Source organism: Morganella sp. HMSC11D09 (assembly GCF_001807955.1).
Classification (GTDB): domain Bacteria; phylum Pseudomonadota; class Gammaproteobacteria; order Enterobacterales; family Enterobacteriaceae; genus Morganella; species Morganella morganii.
This window is the reverse complement of sequence record NZ_KV791661.1, coordinates 158200-176917: the sequence shown is the minus strand read 5'-3', so window position 1 is coordinate 176917 and position 18718 is coordinate 158200. Positions and strand designations below refer to the sequence as shown.

Here is an 18718-nt window from a genome sequence, read left to right as displayed (position 1 = left end):
ACCCGTAATGAATTAGTTGAAACGATAATCGGAAAAAATTAATAACACCGGTGCGGAGCCTTAAACGGACGGCGTTTCAGGAAACGGCCGCGGCCGGGTTCAGCAGTAAATTCGCCGTCACGGTAAACAATATCACCGCGCGACAGTGTGCAGCGGACTGCGCCCTGTACCGTCATGCCTTCGTACGGGCTGTAGTCCGCGTTATCATGCAGATCCGCATGGCGGATAGTGGTTTCCTGCGCCGGATCGATAATGGTGATATCACCGTCTGCGCCCGGGCGGATCACGCCTTTCTCCGGCCAGATACCAAACAGTTTTGCCGGCATCGCACTGGTGAGGGAAACAAAGTGTTCCGGTGAAATCCGTCCCTGCATCACGCCTGCAGAGAACAGCAGTAACATACGGTTCTCAACACCCGGCAGGCCGTTCGGACAGCGGGTGAAATTCCCGCCGGACAGCGCCAGACGCTGCTGATACGGGAAGGTGCAGTGATCGGTGGCGACCACATCAATCGTGCCGTCATCAATACCCAGCCACAAGGCATCGGCTTCCCGGCGGTTACGCAGCGGCGGGCTGAGAATAAATTTCAGGCCGTCATCGCGCTCATAACAGCGTTCATCAAGGAACAGATACTGCGGACAGGTTTCTATCCAGACCGGCTGGTGGCGGGCTTTCGCCATCTTCAGGTAATCGAGACCCAATCCGTTGGAAAGGTGGACGATATAGAGCGGCGCATTGCCGCAGATATGCGCCAGATTAATCATCCTGCCGATTGCTTCCGCCTCACATTCTGCCGGACGGCTCAGGGCATGGAAAATCGGTGAGGTTTGTCCTTTCTTCACAAACTCCGCTTTGCGCTGTGCTATCACCGCATCATTTTCCGGATGCACGGTGGTCAGCGCCCCGGCGTGGTTAAGCTGTTGCAGGGCACGTAAAATATCCGGATCATCGAGCTTGTACTGATAAGTCAGATAGAGTTTGAAGCTGCTGATCCCGTCCGCCACCATCAGCGGAATTTCATTTAAAATATCGTCGTTGATATGCTGGATCACGCCGTGAAAACTGTAATCGATAACGGCGCGTCCTTTGGCGTAGCGGTGATAATTCTCAAGCTGGTGGTGCAGTGAACAACCCGCCGGACCAAATCCCATATGATCGATAATGGTGGTGGTACCGCCGCAGGCTGCCGCACGCGTGCCGGTGTAAAAATCATCACAGCTGCGGGCAAGGCCGACATCAATATTAAAATGGGTGTGAACATCAATACCGCCCGGAAAAACATAACATCCCTGTGCATCAATAACGCGGTCATCTGTCTCCGGTGCAATATCCGGTGCAACCTGTGAGATCAGGCCGTTTTCAATCAGAATATCCTGCCGGTATTGTCCGTCCGCATTGACAACGGTGCCGTTGATAATCAGTGTGCGCATAGGGGTTACTCCTGAAAAAGCCCCGCACATCAGTACGGGGCCGGTAAGACAAGATTATTTTTTCAGTTCAGCCATGTAGCTTAACGGAATGGCCGCATACATTGCCGCACAGGTAACCAGGTGATCTTTCCAGGTTTTTTCGTTTGGTGCGTGAGCTTCAGGCTCTTTGCCCGGACCAAAACCGATAACCGGAATGCCGTGACGACCCATGATAGAAACACCGTTGGTGGAGAAAGTCCACTTATCAACAACCGGCTCTTTGTTGAACAGGCCGCGGTAAGCGCGATCCAGTGTCTTCACGGTGAAGTGATCTTCTTCCACTTTCCAGGTCGGGAAGTAGCACTCTGTCGGATAGACCAGACCGGTCCAGGAGGCACGCTCATAGGTGTACATAGAGACCACGCCTTTCGCTGCTTTGACAGCCGGTAATGCGCGGATTTCTTCCAGTGCGCCTTCCCAGGTTTCGCCCCAGGTCAGGCGGCGGTCGATAGAGACTGCGCAGCTGTCAGCAACAGCACAGCGGCTTGGTGAGGTGTAGAAAATTTCAGAAACAGTCAGTGTGCCCTGGCCGAGGAAATCGTCAGTGGCCAGACGTTTTGACAGCTCCTGCAGTTCACCCAGAATCGGACCCATTTTGAAGATTGCGTTGTCACCGCGCTCCGGTGCGGAGCCGTGGCAGCTGATCCCCGGAACATCAATGCGGATTTCCATACGGCCGCGCTGGCCGCGGTAAATCTGGCAGTCAGTCGGTTCGGTACTGACCACGAATTCCGGTCTGATTTTGTCCTGCTCGATGATGTACTGCCAGCACAGACCGTCACAGTCTTCTTCCTGAACAGTCCCGGTCACCAGCAGGGTGTACTGATCTTCCAGACCTAAATCTTTGATGATTTTACCTGCATAGACCATAGAGGCCATGCCGCCTTCCTGGTCAGAGGTACCGCGTCCGCCGATGATTTCGTCGTTTTCCATGCCTTCGTACGGGTCGAATTCCCAGTTTTTGATGTTACCGATACCCACGGTATCGATGTGCGCATCCATGGCAATCAGGTGCGGACCGTGACCGATATAACCCAGAATGTTACCCATCGGGTCGATATCCACTTTATCAAAGCCGACTTTTTCCATTTCTTCTTTGATACGGTGAATCACGCGTTTTTCGTCGCAGCTTTCGCTGGGAATTGCCACCATGTCGCGCAGAAAACGGGTCATATCTTTTTTATAGTGTTCAGCTTTTTTGACAATTTCATCAAACGGGATTTGCTTAGCCATATTTCAATACTCCAATTAGTTAATATTTCTGCGCCGGGTTTTTACCTTCCCAGACAACTTCACGGTAATGTTTGGTATCTGTGTCACCTTCGGTGTTGATCACGAGGATGACGGAATCACTGTTCAGGCCGAGTCTTGCCATCAGTTCCGCACGTTCCGGATGATAGTTAACCGCAGCCAGCACACCGAGACCGACCGCGCCGGATTCACCGGAAATCACGCGGCTGTCTTTGCCGTACGGGTTACCGAGGACACGCATGCCGAGGGCAGCCACCGCATCTTCACAGGAGATAAACTGTGTCGCGCAGTTACGCATCAGATCCCAGCCGATAGGGTTCGGCTCGCCGCAGGCCAGACCCGCCATGATGGTGGCCATATCGCCGCCGACATTGACGATTTCGCCTTTCAGGCTGGAACGGTAGAGACAGTCAGCCAGATCCGGCTCGACAATAATGGAATGCAGATCTTTTGCCCCGAACTCATCGACCAGATAGCCCAGCACACCGCCGGCCATCGCACCCACACCGGCCTGTAACAGCACGTGGGTCGGACGCTGAATCTTCATCTCTTTCATCTGGGCAACCGCTTCGGCAGCCAGTGTGGTGTAGCCCTGCATAATCCAGGTCGGGATCTTGGTGTATCCTTCGCAGGCGGTATCCTGAACCACGATCCAGCCGTGTTTTTTGGCATTTTCCATGGTGAGACGGACGGTATCGTCGTAGTTCATATCTGTGACGATACACTCCGCCCCGAGGCCGGTAATGTGATTCACACGTTCCTGTGCGGAGCCTTTCGGCATGTACACCACCGCTTTCTGACCGAGTGCGCGTGCCGCCCAGGCCACACCGCGGCCGTGGTTACCGTCAGTGGTGGTGGCGAACGTCATTTTTTCAGTCAGAGTGCTTTTGAGTTTCTCGAAAGAGAAATCGTTAATATCCATGTTGTACTTTTCGCACAACAGGTGGGCGATAGCATAAGAGCCGCCCAGAATTTTGAATGCATTCAGATCAAAACGCTGTGACTCATCTTTCACCAGGATATTACGCACGCCGAACAGAGCGGCGAGATCTTTCATGTCATACAGTGGTGTCGGATGGTAACCCGTAATTTTCTCATGAAACTTCAGCGCCTTATGTGCTTCTTCACGGGAAAAAAGCGGGGAGTGTTTACCGTTGAAATAACGATTATCTGAAATATCTAACTTCAGTGAGAAGACAGACATAGAGCCTCACCTCATATCATCGGGAAAAGAACCCGGCCGGCGACGGCCGGGATCCGGATTTATAAAATACGTTTACGTGCGTTTTTCAGCAGTTGCTCAAGAACCAGGGCAGGCTGCGGGAATTTACGGGCCAGAATCATGGCGGAGATGATATACGGCTTCCAGCTGGCTTCTTTGTAAGTGGCGATACGGTATTTCTCGAATACAGCCTCTTCCACTTCCCCTTCCTTACAGGAAACACCGGTGATATCCGCAGGCAGACAGTGCATGTACAGCGCTTCGCCGTCTTTGGTCAGCTTCATCATCTCTTCAGTACAATGCCAGTCTTTATGGTTGGCGTTCTGTGCCAGGCAGCGCTGCTCAAGGGCTTTCAGGCCGTCATGGTCATTGGCACGCAGCAGTTCGGTACGCTGTTCCATGACTTTGTAAGGTGCCCAGGATTTCGGATACACGATATCCGCATCTTTGAACGCTTCTTCCATTGATGTAACCTGCTTAAAGCTGCCGCCGGACTGTTTGGCGTTATTTTTCGCCACATCGATAACGTCAGGGATCAGGTCATAACCTTCCGGATGCGCCAGCGTCACATCCATACCGTAGCGGGTCATCAGACCGATGATGCCCTGCGGTACAGAGAGTGGTTTACCGTAGCTTGGTGAATACGCCCAGGTCATGGCGATTTTCTTGCCTTTCAGGTTTTCCAGTGAACCGAAGTGCTCACGTAACCAGGCCAGGTCAGCCATAGACTGTGTCGGGTGGTCGATATCACACTGCAGGTTAACCAGCGCAGGACGCTGCGGCAGAACGCCTTCCTCAAAACCTTCATCCAGTGCCGCACCCACTTCACGCATATAGGCGTTACCGGCACCGAGGTACATATCGTCACGGATACCGATGGCATCCGCACAGAATGAAATCATGTTGGCCGTTTCACGTACGGTTTCACCGTGAGCAATCTGAGACTTACCTTCGTCGAGGTCCTGCTGGGCCAGGCCGAGCATATTCAGTGCAGAAGCATAAGAGAAACGGGTACGGGTGGAGTTGTCACGGAAAACAGAGATGCCAAGGCCATTTGTGAATACGTTGGTTGCGATGTTATCGGCACGCAGCCCTTTCAGTGCAGCTGCAATATCAAGCACCATCGTCAGTTCATCCTGACTCTGTTCCCAGGTAAGCAAAAAATCCTTTTGATGAAGATTAGATTTCAGTCTGGCGATATCTTTCAATAATTCATTAACGTTTTTCATCTTTAAATCCTATGTGAAATGGCCGGTGACAATTGAATATGCAGTGAGAAGAAGGCATTTCTGCATGTGTACTGTGACTATTAACAATAAGCATGCCAAATCAGCCGGAATGATCTTCCGGGGGTGAAATGCAGGGCGGATTCGGGAGGGTGATCACAATTATCAGGGGCTGATGGCCGGGTTATGTGTGACAAATGCGAATAAAAGTTATTTTCAGCAAGGGTGAAAAGTCGCCGGTATCAGACCGGTGAGAGGGCGGAACCGCCGGAAGCGGGGCCAGAATGATAAACACCCCGGCGGATTTATCATATTGATAAAATAGAGTGACGGAGATTCCAGTTTCATTATCAAATCTGAAGAAAAGTGTGATTTTTGTACATACGTTAGAGTTTCGGTGATAAAGATCTGGCAATCTTGTGCTATCGGTGGGTGATAATTCAGCCCGTTGATAAATAACTATAATAAAATCATTAATTTGTCGCGTTATGAACTTTCTTTTCGATATGTCGTTTTAAGAGCATAGGAAGTCGTAAGCATGATCACTGAAAAATCACCATCTGTGCTGATGCAGATACAGCCGACGATTGTTCACTTCAGCAAAATGCTCGCCAGTGTGTTACAGCTTGATGTTGAAATCGTTGATGACAAACTGACAAGGATTGCCGGAACAGGGCTGTTTAACCAGCACCTCGGACATCGTCTGACCAATAATTCCCAGCTGCTCCGCTATGTGCTGGATACCAAAAAAGAAAAGATAGTCACGCACTCCTGTTTTGATCCGCTCTGCCTCAATTGCGCGGATAAAGATAACTGTAAGGAGAAAGCGTTTATCGGTACACCGATCATCTTCCAGGATCGCTGTATCGGGGTTATCAGCCTGGTGGCTGTCACCTCTGAACAGCAGGAGCGGATCCGGGATAACATCCATGACTTCTCGGATTATGTGCAGCATATTTCCAATATTTTTGTGGCTAAGCTGCTGGATGAACAGGAAGGCCGTAATGCCGCGCAGAAGGTATTACTGAGCCTGATAGAGTTTATGGATCAGGGCGTTCTGATCCTGGATGAGGCAAACCACCTGAAATTTGCCAATCCGCATGCTCTGAAGATCCTCAATGTCCCGCATGAAAAGATTTCCGGCAAAACCATTGCCATCCGTCCGCTGACCTATTTCAAGAGTCTGAACCGCGGGCATTTACAGCATATTGTCTCCTGGGAAGGGGAGAGCAATATTATTATCGGGCAGCTTCATGTGGTTAACGGCTGTCAGATGTTCCTGATGGCGTTTCATCAGTCCCACGCGGCGATTGATATGAATGAAGTGCGCCGTGATGAAAACGGATTGCTGATTGAACACCTGGTCGGGGAATCCGAACCTATCCGTCAGCTGAAACACCTGATTTCCCGCGTGGCACCGAGCCCGTCGAGTATTCTCGTCACCGGCGAGAGCGGCACCGGTAAAGAAGTGGTGGCGCGGGCTATTCATAAGCTGAGTAACCGCAGTGAAAAACCGTTTATTGCCATCAACTGTGCGGCGATACCGGAGCAGTTACTGGAAAGTGAATTATTCGGTTATGTGAAAGGCGCGTTTACCGGCGCGTCCGCCAACGGAAAACAGGGTCTGATTCAGGCGGCAGATAAAGGCACGCTGTTCCTGGATGAAATCGGCGATATGCCGCTGATTGTTCAGGCGAAATTATTACGTGCGATAGAATCACGCGAAGTGCAGCCGATTGGCTCAAGCCGGACCATCCCGGTCGATATCCGGATTGTGTCCGCGACCAACCAGAATCTGGAACAGTTTGTCAGTGAAGGTAAATTCCGCGAGGATCTCTATTACCGCCTCAATGTTATCCCGATTGCCCTGCCGCCGTTGCGTGAGCGTCACGGCGATGTGGAGCTGCTGGTGCACCATTTCCTCAATGTGCATACCAGGCGTCTCGGTCTGGTGTATCCGGGCATTTCGGATGAGGTGATGGCGGTCATTAATGCATGGCCGTGGCCGGGCAACCTGCGTGAGCTGAGTAACCTGGTGGAATATCTGGTCAACGTGGTGCCGCCGGGTGAGGTGATTGATATCTCACTGCTGCCGCCGAACTTCGCCAGACATGCGGCGCAGATGATAAGCGGCACTGCCGCACCGGTTCAGAATACCGGGGATATTCACCGCAGCGAAATTACCATTCCGGTCAGAAGTGTACCTGCGGCAGCAGCGGATGAGGATCCGGCACTGCACGGGGAAACCATGCTGGAAGAGATGGAAAAACAGATGATCCGCGAAGCACTGCAGCGCTATGACAACAAACGTCAGGCGGCAGAGGAGCTGGGGATCGGCATTGCCACTCTGTACCGGAAGATTAAGAAGTACGAGTTATCCGCCGGGTAGCAGAAAGCGGAAGAAAATGTGTGTGTGCCGAAGCCGCACGGATGTTACCGGTCCGCGCGGCTTTTTCGTATCAGATAACGGTCAGGATTTGCTCTTCCGGCAGGCGGGATTTCGGCAGCGCGGCGTTAAAGTCATCCTCTTTGCGGTAACCGAGCGACACAACGGCTACCGGTGCCAGCCCTTTGGCGGATAAACCAAATTCGGTATCCAGGGTATTAAAATCCATTCCTTCCATCGGAACAGCATCCACACCCAGCGCGGACGCACCCAGCAGTAATGTCCCCATGTTCAGGAAAACCTGTTTTGCCGCCCAGTGCGGCAGATCACCGAGTGTTTCTTTATGGAGATTAACAAAGAAAGTCCGGCCGCCGTTATTCATCGCTTTGTGTTCCGGCGTGGCGTAACGGCCGTCTTTGTCTTCCTGCTCCAGCACGCTGTTCATATAGGCTTCATCCACATCTGTTTTTGCGCACAGCAGCACAACATGAGAGGCATCGGTGATTTTTGCGGTATTAAATTCAAAGCCCGGGCGGGTGGATTTGGCGATCCGGTTTTTCCCTTCCTCACTGGCCGCAATAATAAAATGCCACGGCTGGATATTGACGCTGGACGGGCTATAGCGCAGCAATGTTTTGATGCTGTTCATCACCTCATCACTGATTTTTTTCGCCGGATCAAAGGATTTGGTTGAATAACGCTGCATTACAGCCTGAGTGATGGTCATGATGGCATCCTTATAAGGTAATTTACATTAACCGGCGCAATGATAAACTATGATATGTTTTTAACAAGTACGTACATTTTTGGTATATAGGTACAAAATGGATACTGTCAGAAAGACGCGTTACGAGTCGTATGCTTATGAGGCCTGTCCGGTTGAGGCAACACTGGAAATGATGGGCGGGAAGGGCAAGGGAATGATCCTTTACCATCTGATAAGCGGCATCAAACGCTTTAACGAGCTGAAACGGCTGCTGATATTTATTACCCCGCGTATGCTGACAAAACAGTTACGGGAGCTTGAGATAGCGGGGCTTGTCCACCGCAAGGTCTATGCGGAGGTGCCGCCGAAAGTGGAATACAGCCTGACGGACGCCGGGCAGTCGCTGGTACCGATCTTACTGATGCTGAAAAGCTGGGGGGAAGAACATGCCCTGCCGGTACTTTTACAGCAACAGACACCACCGTCCTGAAGACGGGCGGTGTCTGTTTTCTGTGGTTTACTGATTACGCTGGAGTTTATCCGCTGCATTGGCAACCATCTGATAACCGGTGCAGCGGCACAGGTTACCGGCCAGGCCGTGGCGGATCTGACGGATGGTCAGGGTCTGCCCTTTGTGTTTTTCCAGCAGGGCGGTGGTCATCATAATCAGGCCCGGGGTGCAGAATCCGCACTGTACCGCGCCGCTGTCCGCATAAGCCTGCTGTACCGCAGACGGCTTACCGTGTTTCATCTCACCTTCGGCGGTGCGGATCTGCTTACCGTCCGCCCAGACCGCCAGATAGAGACAGGTATCCACCGCGATACCGTCGATAAGTACCGTGCAGGCACCGCACTCACCGACAGAGCAGCCATGTTTGACACTGATAAGCCCCTGCTCACGCAAGACATCGGACAGCCGTGCCGCCGGTGACACCGTCAGTTCCCGTACCTGTCCGTTGAGTGTGCAACTGATGGTTTTCCATTCTTTGATATTCATGCGATTTTTTCTCCCAGACGTTCAGCCGCCGCGCGGATCACCCGCTCGCTCAGGACGCGGATCAGGTGTAAACGGAACTCTTTCTCTGCCCGCCATGACGTGCGCGGTGCCACATCCTGTTCAATCGCCTGACTGACGGCTTTCAGGGTGTCTGCGGTGACCGGTTTTCCGATCGCAGCCGCTTCCGCGTGTTCACAGCGGACCGGTGTCGGTGCGGCAACCCCGAAGGCGAGGCGCAGTTCCTCAAAACGTCCTTCTCTGATATCACACAGTGCCGCGCAGTTAATGGTGGCGATATCCATCGCGCCGCGCATGGCATATTTGTAAGCGGCGGAGCCTTTACCGCGGTAATTCTCCGGTGAGAAATGGAATGCGATCAGCAGTTCACCCGGTTCAAAGGCCACTTTACCCGGACCGGTATGGAAGCCGCGCAGTGGTCTGCGGCGGATGCCGTCCGGGGTGGCTATCTCCAGCTCTGCCTGATAAACCAGGGACGGACAGGCGGAGTCGCCGCTGGTGGCGCCGTTACAGATATTGCCGCCGTAAGTGGCAACGTTGCGGATCTGCGGTCCGGCAATGGTGGCAGCCGCTTCACTCAGCGCGGGCAGGCACTTGTTGATCACCGGGCTGTCGATCAGTTCGGAGAAGGTGGTCGCGGAGCCGATGCGGATATGCCCCGCATCATCACAGCTGATCCCGCGCAGCTCCGGTAAATCATGGATATCCACAATACGGCGGAAGCGTTCATTAAGGTGATGAAGCTGGATCAGCACATCCGTTCCGCCCGCCAGCAATCTGGCCTGCGGATCTGCCGTCAGCAGTGAGACGGCATGTGCGACACTCTCCGCGCGGTGATAAGTTTCAAAATCATACATGGCAGTTACCCCCTGATAAGCCCGGCATTAACAAATTCCCGGTACAGCCGTTTTGGTGTCAGCGGGATAGTATTGACAGAAATACCCGTCGCCATACGCACGGCGTTACGGATAGCGGCAGCCGGCGCAATAATCGGCGGCTCACCCAGGGACTTATGGCCGTAAGCGGATTGCGGCTCGTAGGTTTCGACAAACCCGCACTCCAGATCCGGCAGGTCAACCATGGTCGGCATTTTGTAGTCGAGCAGGTTCGGGTTATGAACAACTCCGGATTTTTCGTTGATCAGCATCTCTTCAAACAACGCCCAGCCGATCCCCATACCCATCCCGCCGTGGACCTGGCCTTCCGCCAGCTGCGGGTTCAGGATCCGGCCGGAATCGTGCATATTGATGATCCGGTTAATGGTCACCTGACACATCGGAATATCCACGGTGACATCGACAAAAGTACAGCCGAAGGCCGGCGGGTTGGTCTGTGTTTTATGAGAGGATTCAGCAGAAAGCTGACCACCGATCTCCTGATGATAAAAACTGTGCATTGCCACTTCCGCGACGGTGGTGACAACCACGTCCGGCTGCGCCTCAAGCACCACATTGCCGTCGAGAATGGTCATATTAAACGCGGCCTGATGTGTCATCAGCGAGGCGTGATCGAGGATTTTCTGCCGCAGTGACAGCGCCGCTTCTTTCAGCGCCGGTGCGGTGACATAACTCTGCCGTGACGCGAACGCGCCCGGGTCAAACGGGGTGATATCCGTATCCTGGGTGGAGATCATCTGAATGGTACTGACCGGCACGCCGAGGGTTTCCGCCACCATCTGCGAGAACACGGTATCCGAGCCCTGGCCGATTTCTGTCGCGCCGACCTGCACATTGATATTACCGTCCTGGTTCATCAGCAGACGGGCACTGGCGATTTCCACGCCGACCGGATAGGTATTGGATGAATAGCTGAAACAGGCCACACCGACGCCCCGGCGGATATCCCCGCGTGTTGCCAGCGCCTCTGCTTTGCGTTCATCCCAGCCGAACAGCTCTTTACCGCGTTTCAGGCACTCAATCAGCCCCGCACTGTAAATCGTTTTCTTATTGACCGGGTTACAGTCACCGGACCGCGCCGCATTACGCAGACGGATATCCACCGGGTCGATATTCAGCTGTGCGGCGGCATCATCCATCAGGCATTCGAGGGCGAACGTGACCTGTGGTGCTCCGTAGCCGCGCATTGCGCCCGCTGACGGGTAGTTGGTATAGACGGTGGCGGCGGAATAGCCGTAATCGCAGCGCGGATACAGGTACGGGATTTTGTTCCCGCCCGCAGCCGCAATGGAGTGTCCGTGAGAGGCATAGCCGCCGGTATTGGACAGAACATCAAGATGATAACCGTTCAGTGTGCCGTCGGCGGTCAGTCCCATCTCCGCATCAATATGGAAGGCGTGACGGGTGCGCGAGGCAAAGAAACACTCTTCGCGGCTCAGCTCCACTTTCACCGGAATACCGCCGAGTTTCAGGGTCAGCCAGGCGGCCATCGGCTCTTCCAGCACGTCCTGTTTATTACCGAAACCGCCGCCGATATACGGCTTAATCACCCGGATATGCGACCACGGCATATCCAGCGCCTGGCCTATCACACGGCGCACAATGTGCGGGATCTGGGTACTCGATACCACGGAAATCTTATTATCCGCCTCCTGCCAGGCGTAGCAGGTGACGCCTTCCATATGGCAATGCTGAACCACCGGGGTATCAAAATGGCCGCGGAACCGGAACGGCGACTGACTGACTGTCGCTCTGGCGCTTTCCGCATTGATAGCGGTACGTTTCAGCAGGTTACCGCAGCTGTGGATTTGCGGGGCATCTGCGGCCAGTGCCGCCTCCGGTGAGGTGATAACCGGCAGCTCGTCATAAGTGACGCTGACGAGTGCCGCCGCTTTTTCGGCAGTCAGTTCGTCACGGGCAACCACAATCGCCACACCGTCGCCGTGGTGGCGCACATGGCGGTTCAGCAGCAGGCGGTCTGCCACATCACGTTTGGCCGGTTCCAGAGACCAGGCGTGACCGGCGGTGGCGAACGGGATCTGCGGCACATCGTTACAGGTGAATACCGCGACCACACCCGGCATGGCGAGCGCCTGTGACGCATCAACGGATGTTACCATCCCGTGGGCAATGGTACTGCGGACATATTTGGCGTAGTGCATACCCGGCATCGGCAGATCATCCGTGTAGCGCGCCCGCCCTGATGTTTTGCTCAGGGCATCAACGCGCAGGTAAGGCGTACCCAGCGCGCGTTTTCCGACTGCTTCAGACATTATTATTTCTCCGGCTTCAGGAAAAAGTAAGCATGCATAAAAACAAGCAATAAATACGCCAGCAGGGAGAAAAACAGCAATTTATCGGGGGATTTGTGACTGAGGTAAAAAAAATAAGGGTGTCCGGCAGGAAACGGCGGATTTTCCTGTCCCGCTTTCTCTCATATTGAGAGAAAAATGTGTCTGTATTGATAATCCCGGAGTACCGCAGAAGCAGAATGATAATTTATAGTTTGATAGCGTTACTAATCATATAATGCGTAATAAACCTGATAAATTCTGTCGCTTTTAAATTATAAGAAGATAATAGATTACTAAGAAAATAATGATAATAATCAACCCGGAAAAAGGAACGGAATCCCGGTCGCATAATTGAAAAAAAGAGAATCCATAACGGAATTATTCATTTATACTGCCGTGAATCATCCGGGATAACAGCGGGTTATGTATTTGTTCTGTGTCTGTCGTTTTATTTTCATATTTACAGAATGGTTGTCTGCGGCGGTTAATCGATTTTATTCGTGAATAAGATATAATGCCGCCTCAGGTACAACTGTGCTTATATTCTTTTTATGATGGACAGATACCGGGTGATACTTATTTTTAAGACTTGTTACAAACTGTCCGGCAAATATTCCGGTACCGTTTTGTAAGGTAAACTGACTAATTTATGTTCTCGGCCTGTAAGAAACAGACCGGCAGAGCAGAATAATAATGAAGCCAAATCGTTGACGATGACAAGCGTGAGAATTCAGATTGTGCGGCTGCAGTAAGGTGTTCGGATAACAAAAAACGAATAGTTCAGACTCGCCCGCGACGTAGTGTATGTTACATAAGCCTGAGTTGTGACACGTCAGAGTTTATTTTCCACGGCTCTGGCTATACAATTGGTGCCTATTTTTGCACAACGCAGCAGTGGCCAAATTATTTCTCTAAGGTGAAACTATGTTATCCAAGACAGCACTGAACAAAATGGCGGGGATACTCCTGTTGGGAGGCGTTGTAACCCTGTCCGGCTGTTCATTAACGACACCCTCTGCGCCGAAGCCTGCGGCACAACCGGTTCAGCCGGCGGAGCAGGAGCCGGTGAGAACGACTGCACCTTTGCCAAGACCTGAATTACAGCAACCCTCCGGACAGATTTCGCCTGAGCTGAGTATGTGTGTTAAAGAACTCGACTCGCTCAAAACTATTTCTCCGAAAGATTACAGTCAGATGGTCGCCGGTTTCAGCGAAATCAGCCAGATCAACAGACTGTATCGTCAGCTCGAAAGAACCGCCAGCCCGGATACGCTTAAATTACTGAAGATGTCGATTGAAGCGAAAACCAAAGTGATGTGTGCCCAGGTTCGTTATTATTCTGTTCTGTCTATTGAGAATACCCTGGAGAAGGTTAACGGGTTATGAGACTGAACATCAGGTTGTGTATTACTGTCGCATTGTTTGCGGCAGTGCAACCGGCAACTGCATCTGAATTTAATCAGGTTATTGAAGATTTTGACCGTTATATTCAGGCTGAAAAAGCATCAGGCAATTTTCCGGTATCAGTGCAGCAACCTGGCAGGTCTCCCGAAACCCGGGTTACACCGCCGGTAAATACGGCGGGTAAGGCCACTCAGTCACAGCGTCAGGGCACACGTAAAGCTGCCCGCACAGGAAAACGCACTGTTTCGTCCGCGCAGGAAAGCCGGACACAAACAGCTGCCGCACAGAAAACTGACACAACAACCCCGGGGATCTCCGTACCGGCACAATGCGAAAATATTGTGGTCAGGGAACCGGTTGTTGTGACCAATCCTGTTCCGGTCGGATACCCGCAGTGGTCTCCGGCTTATCTGGTCCGTGACAGCCAGAAATGGGGCGGAAATCACCGGGGATTTGTGTTTTCGCCGGTTCCTTCCCGTATGACCTCCTCACTGACTCTCACACCGGAAGCCTTGTTTGCCATTTTGGGTGAACCTTTCCGTTCAATGACGTATTTCTCTGATCTGCCGCTGACGGTTGCCCGTGTGCTGAAACCGAAAACCTGGTTTACGCCGTCTGATCTGCAGAAACAACTGCGCCTCACCCGCCTGAAATTACAGGATGTGAAGCGTGAACTCGCGTCACTGAACGAAAAGTACCGGAATGTTCAGCATAATTATGAACAGGCGCTCGCGGATATTGCGAAAAAAGAGACAGAGCTCAGCAATCTGACTCTGGCAAATAATGAGTTACAGACTGCGGCAAAAAGCGACAGCGCCAAACTGACCGCCGAGCTGGAACAGAACCGCAAAACGATTGATTCACTCAATCAGCAGATAAGCGAAAACCTGGCCCGTTTTGGTCAGGCGGAAGGTCAGGTCACGGCTCTGACAGCCGAAAAAGCCGATCTTGAAAAACAGATTGCGGCGCTGAATAAAGAAAAAGCGCTGGCAGATAAAAATCTCGCGCTGCTGGAAAGCAAAAATGCCGATATGGCAAAAATCACGCAGAAGCTGACGGAACTGGAAAAACAGCTGGCTCAGCGGGATGCGGAAAAACAGCAGCTGAATGACAAAATCCTCGCGCTGACCGGTGAAAACAGCAAACAGAGCGACGCGCTGAAAAAAGACCTGGCAGCACTGGCGGCAGAAAAAGCGGCACTGGAAAAGCAGATTACCGGGCTGAAATCCGATAATGCTCAGGCAGATAAAAATCTCGCGCTGCTGGAAAGCAAAAATGCCGATATGGCAAAAATCACGCAGAAGCTGACGGAACTGGAAAAACAGCTGGCTCAGCGGGATGCGGAAAAACAGCGCCTGACAGCAAAACTGCAATCTCAGGAAACCGAAAACGGCAAACAATCAGCCGATCTGGAAAAAAGGATCACTGCGCTGACAGCGGATAAATCGGCGCTTGAAAAACAGGTTGCGCAGCTGAATTCAGAGAAGAGCCGGGCTGACGAGAACCTCGCGCTGCTCGGCAGTAAAAATGCCGACCTCGCAAAACTTACGCAACAGCTGACGGCAACAGAAAGTAAGCTGAAACAAAGTGATACCGAAAAACTGGCACTGACCGCACAACTGGCGGAACAGGGCAGTAAAAGTGCGAAACAGAGCGCGGAGCTGAAAAAATCTCTCGACGGACTGACGGCAGAAAAAGCAGCACTGGAAAAACAGATCTCTGCACTGACCGCAGATAAAAACAGCGCCTCAGCCAAAAATACCGAACTGCTGAATGCGAAAACAGCGGAAATGCAGAAAACCACCGCGCAGGTTTCAGCGCTGGAAAAACAGCTGAAAGCAAGCACAGCGGAAAAACAGCGTATCGCGCTTGAATTACTGCAGAAAACCACCGATAACCAGCAGCAGAATGCGCAGCTGCAAAAAGATCTGACCGCACTGACCGCTGATAAAACGGCACTGACCGGGCAAATCACCCGGCTGACCGAAGAGCAGGCACAGGCTGAAAAAAGTATCGCACAGCTGAGCAGTAAAAATGCAGATATGGCAAAAATGGTTCAGCAACTGAGTACGCTGGAGCAGCAACTGAAACAGCGTGATACCGAAAAACAGGCGCTGGCGGCACAGATTGCGGCCGGTAATGCTGACAGTGACAAACAGAGCGCACAGCTGAAAAAAGAATTCGCTGCCCTGGCTGCGGATAAAACTGCGCTGGAAAAACAGATTGCACAGCTGACGGCAGAGAAAGCACAGTCAGAGAAAAATGCGGCACTGCTGAATGATAAAAATTCCGATCTGGCGAAAGTCACCCGCAGCCTGACCGATACTGAGCAGAAGCTGAAAAATACCGAAACAGAAAAGCAGAAACTTGCAGATCAACTGGCTGTTCAGAATAAAGATGCGGCAGCACAGAGTTACAAGCTGAAAAAAGACCTCAGCACTCTGGCCGCCGATAAAACCGCGCTGGAAAAACAGATTACACAACTGAACGCCAAAAATACCGATAACGCAAAAATGGCAGCTCAGTTGCAGACACTGGAAAAAGAATTACAGCTGCGTGAGGCCGATAAACTTAAGCTGACAGCTCAGTTACAGAGCCGTGAGGCGGATAATGCCCGTCAGAGCGATAATCTGAAAAAAGAGGTGGCTGCGCTGATCGTGGATAAAGCCACACTGGAACAAAAAATTGCGCAGCTGACGGCGGATAAGCAACTGCTGTCGGCAAAAATATCTGGTGCAGATAAAGAGAGCAGTACTGTTCAGGCGGATAATGCCGGACTGAATAAAAAATTAGCGGCAGAACAGCAGCGGGCTGCTCAGCTGGATAAAGCCTTAAAAGAAAAAACACAGCAGATTGAAGCACTGGCGAAATCTGATGCGGAATTAATTAAGCTGAATACTCAGCTTGATAACCAGAAAAAGCAGCTGGCAGATAAAGATGCAGAACTCGCCAAAGCGGCGGCTAAGCTGAAAGAAAATGCCGATCTCTCGGCAAAATACACCGCATTGCAGAAAGAAATAGATAAGCAAAAGGCGGTTGTCAGTGCACAGCGGACAGAAAATACCACGCTGAATACACAAATTGCGAAAGCAGAAGAAAAAAATAAAGCCGTGGCGGCTTATACTTTCCAGCAGGTTGGTGAGCTGAATAAACGGAAAAACCAGGAGCTGATCGCCCGCCTGGAGCGCCAGAATTATTCCAAAATGACGCCGGACGTTTATTACCGTATCACCAAACAGGGACAGAAATATAAAGCGCTGAAAGGAAAAACAGTCACATTTGCGATGCATGAGGAACTAACTGACGGTAAAGTAACCGTGTCATATCCGGTAAATGCACCGGCGGTTATTCCGTTCAATGAATTACCGGGTGACCTGGCTAAATTCGTTTCACTTGCCGGCGCAGGCGGTGCGGTTGATGTGTATATAAAACCGGAAGGCGGTTATGGTGTCGCCGGTATTGAAGGGCAGATACCACCGAACTCAATGTCTATGATCAAACTGAACGTGCTGAAAATAGAATAATCCGGCGATTATGTGAATACTGAAAGCATCCTGTAACGGATGCTTTTTTTATGGCGTATTATTACAGGAAGACAGCGAATTTCAGGGAATAACAGCGGGGCATGTCATTATTGCTGATTGGCAGTATCAGCATGAAAACACGCAGGGGAAGAGTGGTATAAAGAGAAGGGAGTTTTCAGGCAGCACACAACTCCGGTTTACCCATAAGGTGGGTAAAGTGCATTTTGTTTCATTTGTAACAAAATATTAAAATGAGTAATCAGGTATTAAATACTATTAATGAAGTTTTATATCTGTATTACAGGATGTCAGATCTCATTATGTCAGGTTTTCCGGAATATATGACTGCCGGTATGTGTCGTTAATATCAGAGTGATACCCTGGTGTATTATCATTACATTACAATTTGTCACCAGTGGTAACACTGGCGCAATCCGGAATATGATAGAAATGACAATCTGTATTAACAGTGAAACATCAGAAGCAGTTAAATAAGCAAGCAGAAGCAGGTAAAATCATCGGTATATTTATTAACTACAAAAGCGGAATATAAAGTTTATTATAAAAACGGAAATGCTCAGATTGAATCTGAATAGTTTTTATAGAAATCATATTCCTGCACCAGTTGTAGTAATGATTTAATACGCAGCTTGGTATACATATTAGAACGGTGTACTTCAACAGTACGCGGCGATAATGATAATTTTTGTGCAGCTTCTTTACTGGTATTTCCTTCCAGAATCATATCCATGACCTCTTTCTCACGGGCAGATAACTTGCTGAATTTATCTTTAAAGCGTTGATATCTATGGTACTTAGTGAGGCTATTTTCATATTGATTAAATGCGTCATGAATCGCATTAACTAACAGCTCTGAATTAATCGGTTTCTTGAAGAATTCCAGAATACCCGCTTTAAATGCACGACGGCAGGTCTCAAAAGACGGATAAGCGGTGATAACAATCACAGGAATAATGCTTTTCAGGCGTTTGAGTTCATCGATAAGATAGAATGCCTCAGCAGATGATTCTCCCACTTCCAGAATAATACATTCACGGGCATGCTCTTTTGGCGTATTAACATAATATTTCAGAAAAGCCTGCTCAGATGAATAAGATTTTACTTCACAATTCATATTATCAAGCATGAAATTGATATTGTTGCCTGGTAAATCAGCACAGTTGATTAAATGAATAACGGCATCCATAAGTTACTCCTCAATTAAAATAGGACACAAAACAAACCGATATTAACGGATAAAAATAAGGGCATAATTACTTAGGTTTATCTACGCAAATTTTATGTATTGTAGATAAGATAACGTC

13 protein-coding genes are annotated in these 18718 nt (G+C 50.7%); 4 read left to right on the top strand and 9 right to left on the bottom strand.

Annotated elements, in window-relative coordinates; genetic code table 11:
* Positions 1-38: 38 nt before the first annotated feature.
* From hydA to ygeW, 4 genes are read right to left on the bottom strand one after another with little or no spacing between them, the layout of a single operon-like run.
* Positions 39-1430: a dihydropyrimidinase gene (hydA, locus tag HMPREF3119_RS03385; RefSeq protein ID WP_070578447.1), complete on the bottom strand. Its 1392-nt coding sequence runs from the start codon at positions 1428-1430 to the stop codon at positions 39-41.
* A gap of 54 nt (positions 1431-1484) precedes the next feature.
* Positions 1485-2702 carry a YgeY family selenium metabolism-linked hydrolase gene (locus HMPREF3119_RS03380; protein WP_004238967.1) on the bottom strand — a complete coding sequence of 406 codons (1218 nt, stop codon included), beginning with the start codon at positions 2700-2702 and terminating at the stop codon, positions 1485-1487.
* Positions 2703-2721: 19 nt separating this feature from the next.
* The gene (dpaL, locus tag HMPREF3119_RS03375; protein WP_004238966.1) at positions 2722-3924 is read right to left on the bottom strand and encodes a diaminopropionate ammonia-lyase; all 1203 of its coding nucleotides are present in this window, start codon (positions 3922-3924) and stop codon (positions 2722-2724) included.
* Positions 3925-3983: 59 nt separating this feature from the next.
* Complete coding sequence (gene ygeW, locus HMPREF3119_RS03370; RefSeq protein ID WP_004236048.1) at positions 3984-5171, bottom strand: knotted carbamoyltransferase YgeW; 1188 nt, start codon at positions 5169-5171, stop codon at positions 3984-3986.
* Between the two features lie 535 nt (positions 5172-5706).
* Between ygeW and HMPREF3119_RS03365 the strand changes: the two genes are divergently transcribed.
* Positions 5707-7557, top strand: a complete 1851-nt coding sequence (locus HMPREF3119_RS03365; protein WP_004236047.1) for a sigma 54-interacting transcriptional regulator — start codon at positions 5707-5709, stop codon at positions 7555-7557.
* Positions 7558-7627: 70 nt separating this feature from the next.
* Here HMPREF3119_RS03365 and nfsB read toward each other — a convergent pair whose 3' ends face one another.
* A complete protein-coding gene (nfsB, locus tag HMPREF3119_RS03360) occupies positions 7628-8281 on the bottom strand; it encodes an oxygen-insensitive NAD(P)H nitroreductase (RefSeq protein WP_070578444.1) in 654 nt (217 codons plus the stop codon).
* Between the two features lie 97 nt (positions 8282-8378).
* Here nfsB and HMPREF3119_RS03355 point away from each other — a divergent pair, with 97 nt between their 5' ends.
* Positions 8379-8750 (top strand): winged helix-turn-helix transcriptional regulator, encoded by a 372-nt coding sequence (locus tag HMPREF3119_RS03355; protein WP_036417952.1) that lies wholly within the window; start codon positions 8379-8381, stop codon positions 8748-8750.
* Between the two features lie 27 nt (positions 8751-8777).
* Here the strand turns inward: HMPREF3119_RS03355 and xdhC are convergent, their stop codons facing one another.
* The 3 genes from xdhC to xdhA are packed head-to-tail and all read right to left on the bottom strand — an operon-like array spanning position 8778 to position 12444.
* Positions 8778-9257, bottom strand: a complete 480-nt coding sequence (xdhC, locus tag HMPREF3119_RS03350) for a xanthine dehydrogenase iron sulfur-binding subunit XdhC (protein ID WP_004236043.1) — start codon at positions 9255-9257, stop codon at positions 8778-8780.
* Positions 9254-10132: a xanthine dehydrogenase FAD-binding subunit XdhB gene (xdhB, locus tag HMPREF3119_RS03345; RefSeq protein WP_049240861.1), complete on the bottom strand. Its 879-nt coding sequence runs from the start codon at positions 10130-10132 to the stop codon at positions 9254-9256. Before xdhB ends, xdhC begins: the two co-directional genes overlap by 4 nt.
* 5 nt (positions 10133-10137) lie before the next feature.
* Positions 10138-12444 (bottom strand): xanthine dehydrogenase molybdenum-binding subunit XdhA, encoded by a 2307-nt coding sequence (gene xdhA, locus HMPREF3119_RS03340; RefSeq protein ID WP_032099130.1) that lies wholly within the window; start codon positions 12442-12444, stop codon positions 10138-10140.
* 945 nt (positions 12445-13389) lie between these two features.
* Between xdhA and HMPREF3119_RS03335 the strand changes: the two genes are divergently transcribed.
* Together HMPREF3119_RS03335 and HMPREF3119_RS03330 are read left to right on the top strand one after the other, a co-directional pair.
* Positions 13390-13851 (top strand): hypothetical protein, encoded by a 462-nt coding sequence (locus tag HMPREF3119_RS03335; RefSeq protein ID WP_004236040.1) that lies wholly within the window; start codon positions 13390-13392, stop codon positions 13849-13851.
* Positions 13848-17393 (top strand): hypothetical protein, encoded by a 3546-nt coding sequence (locus HMPREF3119_RS03330; RefSeq protein ID WP_070578441.1) that lies wholly within the window; start codon positions 13848-13850, stop codon positions 17391-17393. Before HMPREF3119_RS03335 ends, HMPREF3119_RS03330 begins: the two co-directional genes overlap by 4 nt.
* Before the next feature lie 577 nt (positions 17394-17970).
* Here the strand turns inward: HMPREF3119_RS03330 and HMPREF3119_RS03325 are convergent.
* Positions 17971-18600 carry a response regulator transcription factor gene (locus HMPREF3119_RS03325; RefSeq protein ID WP_004236038.1) on the bottom strand — a complete coding sequence of 210 codons (630 nt, stop codon included), beginning with the start codon at positions 18598-18600 and terminating at the stop codon, positions 17971-17973.
* Positions 18601-18718 lie beyond the last annotated feature (118 nt).

What these genes read in the sequence shown, in the direction of transcription:
- xdhA (WP_032099130.1), bottom strand. Translation starts at nt 12,444, where the DNA reads ATGTCTGAAGCAGTCGGAAAACGCGCGCTGGGTACGCCTTACCTGCGC.
- HMPREF3119_RS03365 (WP_004236047.1), top strand. Translation starts at nt 5,707, where the DNA reads ATGATCACTGAAAAATCACCATCTGTGCTGATGCAGATACAGCCGACG.
- HMPREF3119_RS03355 (WP_036417952.1), top strand. Translation starts at nt 8,379, where the DNA reads ATGGATACTGTCAGAAAGACGCGTTACGAGTCGTATGCTTATGAGGCC.
- xdhB (WP_049240861.1), bottom strand. Translation starts at nt 10,132, where the DNA reads ATGTATGATTTTGAAACTTATCACCGCGCGGAGAGTGTCGCACATGCC.
- xdhC (WP_004236043.1), bottom strand. Translation starts at nt 9,257, where the DNA reads ATGAATATCAAAGAATGGAAAACCATCAGTTGCACACTCAACGGACAG.
- HMPREF3119_RS03325 (WP_004236038.1), bottom strand. Translation starts at nt 18,600, where the DNA reads ATGGATGCCGTTATTCATTTAATCAACTGTGCTGATTTACCAGGCAAC.
- HMPREF3119_RS03330 (WP_070578441.1), top strand. Translation starts at nt 13,848, where the DNA reads ATGAGACTGAACATCAGGTTGTGTATTACTGTCGCATTGTTTGCGGCA.
- ygeW (WP_004236048.1), bottom strand. Translation starts at nt 5,171, where the DNA reads ATGAAAAACGTTAATGAATTATTGAAAGATATCGCCAGACTGAAATCT.
- HMPREF3119_RS03335 (WP_004236040.1), top strand. Translation starts at nt 13,390, where the DNA reads ATGTTATCCAAGACAGCACTGAACAAAATGGCGGGGATACTCCTGTTG.
- HMPREF3119_RS03380 (WP_004238967.1), bottom strand. Translation starts at nt 2,702, where the DNA reads ATGGCTAAGCAAATCCCGTTTGATGAAATTGTCAAAAAAGCTGAACAC.
- dpaL (WP_004238966.1), bottom strand. Translation starts at nt 3,924, where the DNA reads ATGTCTGTCTTCTCACTGAAGTTAGATATTTCAGATAATCGTTATTTC.
- hydA (WP_070578447.1), bottom strand. Translation starts at nt 1,430, where the DNA reads ATGCGCACACTGATTATCAACGGCACCGTTGTCAATGCGGACGGACAA.
- nfsB (WP_070578444.1), bottom strand. Translation starts at nt 8,281, where the DNA reads ATGACCATCACTCAGGCTGTAATGCAGCGTTATTCAACCAAATCCTTT.